Genomic DNA, 5,994 nt, shown 5'->3' with positions numbered 1-5,994 from the left:
CCGACATCGCGAGCGCGCGGGCGACGCCGGCCAGGCCCACCAGGCCCCGGGCCACGGCCAGGACGAAGAAGGGCAGAATCGGGATCACGAAGCGGGTCTCGCTGCTCCCGACCGGCACCGTGAAGACGACCGGGAAGACCGCGACGAGCGGGAGCACGGCAAATGGCCAGTCGCCCCGCGCGGCCAGCCACGCCAGCCCGACCGCGCCGAACACGAGATACGGCCAGCCTCCCCCATGCTCGATCAGGAAGTCCCCGACGGCCATCCGGTACCCGAGGAGATAGCGCGCGGCGACCTCGCGGGGCGAATGCAGCCGGAACGCATAGTCGAAGGCGCTGATCGGGGGGCCCGCGTGCATGTCGACCGCGAGCTGCGCCTTCGACGGAAATCCGGGGAGGCCACCGAACTCGGCATTGCGCCAGTAGCTCGCGTGCCAGTTGATGCTGATCAGTGGATCGCCGAACACCCGGGCACATCCGTAGAGATAGGGGCCGATGATGAGTCCCACCAGCCCCACGCTCACCGCGGCCCATCGCAGCCGGTCGCTCCACCGACCCCGATCCACCAGGAGCGCCATGACGAGCATCATGACGTAGATCTGAAGGCCGGTGATCCGCACCAGGACCATCGCCCCGGCCACCACGCCGGCCAGGGCGTAGCGCGACCACATCGGGAGCTCGCGGCGGAGGAAGAGCACGTAGGTCAGGAGCAGCATCAGGGAGATGTAGAGCTGCTCCTTCAGGCCCCGCTGGTCGTTGAACACCAGGAGCTCGTTGGTGGCCATCAAGAAGGCGGCGCCGAGACCCACCAGGCGGCCCGACAGGCGCACCCCGATCAGGTACGTCAGGACGATGGCGAGAAGGCCGAACCCGATCGACTGGACCCGCATGTTCTTGTAGTGTGACCGCTCGCCGATCGTCAGGAGCGTCCCCTTGGTCACCACGATGAAGAGCGGCTCGAACACGCTGATGTGGTAGAAGCGATCGGCCCGCTTCGCCTCTTCCGTGTAGCTCGTCACGTCCGGGTCCTGCTCGTGGTACTCGGCCACCAGCATCCGCTCGTACCGGAGCCAGGCCGCCAGGCCCAGGATGAGGAGCACACCGACGGCGGCACCTAGCCGGCGACTCGAGATCGAAGCGCGTCCGTCGCGTCTCGGCATCGAGGGCGTCAGTCGTGGAGGCGAAGGGTGAACTTGTCCACGACGAGCTTCTCGGCCCCTTCCGATGCCTCGTAACTGGCCCGGAGGCGCAGGTAGAACCGCTTCCGCCTCGTGACGATGTCCGGCAGGTCCACGACCTCGCCGTGATAGTCGCGGTTGTGACCGACCGTCGTGAACGATCGGCCGTCGTCCGAGACCTCGAGCCAGGTCGCCACGCCGGGCGGCGTGTAGAACCACACGCGGAGGGATGCCCGCTGGAACCGCCGACGGTCGAACCGGTACACCAGCTCGCCCCGCTGCCCCGGGACCAGGCTCAGGCCATCGGTCGCCAGGGACCAACCCTCGAGCCTCCACGCCTCGTGAGAGGCGCGCCAGGCCAGATCGTTGAAGTCCTCGTCGTAGAAATACTGGAGAGACCGGAGCTCCTGGTCGCCGTAGGCGGCCACCACCACGACCAAGACGAGGCCGACCGCGCACCCGGCAATCCGCGACCCTCGGGGCGGCGACAGCCCCACCCGGGTCAGGCGATCGCCGAGCCGCGCGTGCGCCCAGGAGGCCGACCCGATCAGGGCCCATGACGACGCCAGGGCGAGCAAGGGAAAGGTGGGGACCGCGAAGCGGCTCGTGTCCGGGGCGACCCCGAAGACGAACAGAAACGGGAAGACGGCGGCGCCGAGGGCGAGCGGCAGGAGACACCAGCGGGTCCCGGCCAGCCCGAGGAGCCCCGCCAGGCCGGCGACGGCGATGGGGGTCCCGAACGACCCGGCCCAGAGCCCGTAGAGCTGGCGGGCTCCCGCGATGTACCGCTTCATGACCTCGACGGGGCCGTGGAGCCGGAACACATACTGGAAGGGCGTGACCGGCGGTCCCGCGTGGGAGTCGACCGCCAGCTCCTCCCGGGACGGGAAGCCCGGTCGACCGGCGTACTCGAAGTTGCGATAGAACGTGGCGTGGAGCGTGAGGCTGTAGAAGGGGTCCCCGAACTCACGCAGGCTGGAGGCCAGGTAGGGCAAGACGCACGTCCCCGCCAGGAGCGCGGCCAACGACGCGCTCCACAGCGTCCCTGGCCAGGGTCGATCGCGCGAGGCCAAGCTCAGCAGCGCCCGGGCGGCGAGCAACGTTCCGGCGCACGCAAGTCCGGTGAGGCGGATCAGCCCGAGGGCGCCGCCCAGCAGGCCCGCCAGGATCCAGCCGGCCGGCTTTCCAGGCCACCGGCCAGCGGACAGCGTCAGGACGAACAGGAGCAGGACGACCGAGAAGGCTTCCTCCCGGAGCCCCCGGACGCTCTGGAAGATCAGCTCCCGGTTCACGGCCAAGAGGCCGGCCGCCAGGAGACCGGTGGCGGGTCCGAAGAGTCTCGCCCCGAGCATGTACGTCGCGGCGACCGTGGCCACCGACGCGCTGACCGTCAGCCGGCGGATACTGATCGGCTGGTCCCCCCACACCGCAACCGCGCCCTTGACGAGCCAGATCAGGCCCGACTCGATGTAGCCGGTGACGAATGGACCGGTGAGCTGCAGCCCCCGCGCGAACTGGAGGTAGGCCACCGCGTCACCGTCCAGGTCCCGGTACCGATACTCGGCGAGACGCTCGAGCCGTAGCCACGTGGCCAGCGCCAGGATCGCGGCCAGCAGGACGAGGCACGCGGCCGACCTCGCCGCTGACAGCAGGGCCCCCTTTCGCCTTTCACCGAGATCCCAGGAGATCCGCGGATCCACGAGCGTGACGCTCCCCCGCTCTCTAGACCGGCCGCAGACGCCGGTAGATCTCGTAGGTCTCGTCCGCGATCCGCCGGTGCGAAAAATGGGCGAGGACGCGTTGGCGACCGGCCTGGCCGAGCCTGGCCCGCCGGGTCGGCTCGTCCATGAGCCCCTGGAGGTGGGCAGCGAGCTGGCCGGCCTCCCCCTCGCGGAAGATCAGGCCGGCGTCGCCGATGACCCGGGGAATCTCCGCCGAGCTCGACCCGACCACGGGGACCCCGCAGGCCATCGCCTCGATGAGGACGTGGCCGAACTGCTCCTTCCAGGCGGGGGTGGTCAGGGAGGGGAGCACCAGGGCATCCATGCAGTTGAGATAGCCGGGCACCTGATCGTGCGGCACCGGGTCCACCAGGACGAGGCGGTCGGCGAGCCCGAGTGCGCCGGCCGCGCGCTCGATCTCCGCGCGCAGGCTCCCGCGCCCCACCAGGAGGAGCTGGTACTCGCCCGCCAGGCGCCCCGCCGCCTGGACGAGGGTGCGCAGCCCCTTTTCGGGGACGAGGCGCCCGACGAAGCCGATCACGAAGTGCTTGAGTCCCAGCCGGCTCCGGAGCTCCGGCACCTCGAGCGGGCGGAACACCTCGGGATCCACCCCGAGCTGCGGGAGGACGGTCACCGGCCCGCGATAGCCGCGGCCCCGGAGCACGTCCTCCGCGTCCCGATTGCCGCAGATCGCCCAGTCGGTGTGGGCCAGGTTGTAACGCTCGATCCAGGAGAACGGCCACGGGCGCGCGTACGGCAGATTGACCCACGTGAAGAACAGGGCGCGCGGCCGCCGGCCGACCAGCCGGGCGGCCACCAGACACTGGAAGTAGACCAGGGCCGACGCCCCCTGCTCGACGTGGAGGACGTGGGGCCGGAACCGGCGGATCAGGCCGAGCAGGGCGGGCCGGTAGACGTAGAGCACCTCGTTGCCGGCCTTCCAGGTCGGCAAGGGCCGCACGTCGAGCGGCTCGCCGGGCTCGCTTCGCGAATAGACGGGCTGGATGTAGTCCGGCCACATCTCGGGCGTGACCACCACGAGATCGAGATCCGGCCGCTTGGCGAGCTCGTAGAACTTGTCGCGATTGAGGCGGACCGTGTAGGTGTGGCCGACGACGAGGACCCGGAGCGCGTCCGGCGCGGCGCTCGTCGTCACGCCACCAGGTCGGCCGTCGTGACCGACTCGACGCCGGGGCCGGCCCGGTCCAGGAAGAGCCGGCACCACAGCTCGAGCACGACGAGGCTCCACACGCGCAGGTACGAGACGGAGCCCCCGCGCGGGCCGTAGAACGCCCGCTGGAGCTCCCGGACGCTCTCCGGATCGAGGAGCCCTCGCTTGGCGACCGTCTCGCGGGCGAGCGCCCGGTCGACGGTGGGCCTGAGGGTGCCGCGCAGCCAGCGCGGCATCGGCAGCTCGAACCCCATCTTCCGGCGAGTCCGGATGGGCTCGGGGAGCAGATCGTGGAAGGCCCGGAGGAGGATGTACTTCTGGATCCCGTCGCGGACGCGGAGCCACGGCGGCACTCCGGTCGTCACGAACTCGACGAGCTGATGGTCGATCAGCGGCACCCGGACCTCGAGGGAGTGCGCCATGCTCATCGCGTCCATGTCGCGGAGCAGCATGTCGGGCATGTAGCCCGTCAATTCCAGATAGGTGAGGCGGTCGATCACGTCGAGGTCCCGGCGGGCGCCGAGGGCCTCCCGCACCCGGGAGTCGCTCGCCTCGGCGTCGTCCAGCCCCGCCCGCAGGGCTGGCGACAGCAGCCGGATCCGCTCCCAGGACCGGAGCAGCGTCCGGGTCGTCTCGTACCGCCGGGCGAAGTCCCCGGCGCCGTAGAGAAGGTCGGCGAGGTGTCGGGCCCGCGTGCGCTCCCGGACGGCCGGGGGCAGCCGCCGCAGCGCGGCCAGGGCCGTGCGCCGGACCGGGGCGGGGATGCGGCGCAGGACGGGGTCCCACTGCTCGGCCCGGGGCAGGGTCAGAAACTGGGAGTAGCCGGCGAAGAGCTCGTCGCCCCCCAGCCCGGACAGGCTCACCGTCACGCGACTCCGGGCCGCCTGGGACACGAAGTAGCTCTGGACGCCGTCGCCGGACGGCTGATCCATCCCCCAGATGACGCGCGGGAGCGCGGCCAGGACGTCCGTGTCGGAGAGCGTCAGCCGCGTGTGCGCGGTCCGGAAGTGCCGGGCCGCCAGCTCGGCGTACTCCGTCTCGTCGTAGCGGCGGTCGGCCTCGACGAACCCCACCGAGAAGGTCTCGACCGGGCGGTCGAGCAGCCGGCTCATGACGCCCACCAGGAGTGACGAGTCGATCCCGCCGCTCAGGAACGCCCCCAGCGGCACCTCGCTCATGAGATGAATCCTGACCGACTCCTCGACCCGGGCCCGCAGGCTCCGGGCCAGCGCCGCCTCGTCGGTCGCGCGGGGCCAGGGGGGCGGGACCGGGACCTCCCAGTACCGGGTGAGACGGGGCCCGCCGTCCGGCGCGCAGGTGAGATGGGTCCCCGGCGGGAGCGCCCGGACCCCTCGCAGCATCGTGAGCGGCGGGGGGACGTGGTAGAAGCCGAGGAACTCGACGAGGGCTCGGGGCTCGACGGCCCGGTCGACGAGGCCGCTGGCCAGGAGCCCTTTCAGCTCGGAGGCGAACAGGAACGTCCCCCCGGTCTCGGTGTAGTAGAGCGGCTTGATCCCGAGCCGATCCCGGGCGAGGAAGAGCCGCCCGGCGGGGCCGTCCCACACGGCGAAGGCGAACATCCCGCGGAGGTGCCGGACGCAGTCCTCGCCGTACCGCTCGTAGAGAGCGAGCACGACCTCCGTGTCCGACCGGGTGTAGAAGGGGTAGCCGTCGGCCGCCAGGCGGGCCCGCTGGTCCTGGTAGTTGTAGATCTCCCCGTTGAAAACGATCCAGCGGGTCGAGGCCGCGTTGTGGATCGGCTGGTGGCCGAGCGCGCGATCGATGATGGCCAGGCGCCGGCTCCCGAGCCCGATGCCGGTCGGGCGCCCCGCCCCGTCGGGGACGGACGTCCAGAAATAGCCCTCGCCGTCCGGGCCGCGGTGGGTCAGGGCATCCGTCATCCGGCGAAGCACGGCCTCCGAGTG

General features: G+C 71.1%; 4 protein-coding genes. All 4 read right to left on the bottom strand.

Annotated features, from left to right (window positions below; genetic code table 11):
- Nucleotides 1-1,159 (bottom strand): glycosyltransferase family 39 protein (locus VGW35_22680; protein ID HEV8310477.1); only part of this gene is annotated, 1,159 nt, incomplete at its 3' end.
- Between the two features lie 8 nt (nt 1,160-1,167).
- Nucleotides 1,168-2,877, bottom strand: coding sequence for a glycosyltransferase family 39 protein (locus tag VGW35_22675; protein ID HEV8310476.1), 1,710 nt, complete (start codon nt 2,875-2,877; stop codon nt 1,168-1,170).
- A 22-nt stretch (nt 2,878-2,899) separates the two neighbouring features.
- The gene (locus VGW35_22670; GenBank protein HEV8310475.1) at nt 2,900-4,054 is read right to left on the bottom strand and encodes a glycosyltransferase; all 1,155 of its coding nucleotides are present in this window, start codon (nt 4,052-4,054) and stop codon (nt 2,900-2,902) included.
- The coding region (gene asnB, locus VGW35_22665; protein ID HEV8310474.1) for an asparagine synthase (glutamine-hydrolyzing) at nt 4,051-5,994 on the bottom strand (1,944 nt) is incomplete at its 5' end. The genes VGW35_22670 and asnB, both read right to left, overlap by 4 nt.

It is taken from the genome of Candidatus Methylomirabilota bacterium (assembly GCA_036005065.1).
Taxonomy (GTDB): domain Bacteria; phylum Methylomirabilota; class Methylomirabilia; order Rokubacteriales; family DASRDR01; genus DASYQW01.
This window is presented reverse-complemented; position numbering and strand designations above follow the sequence as displayed.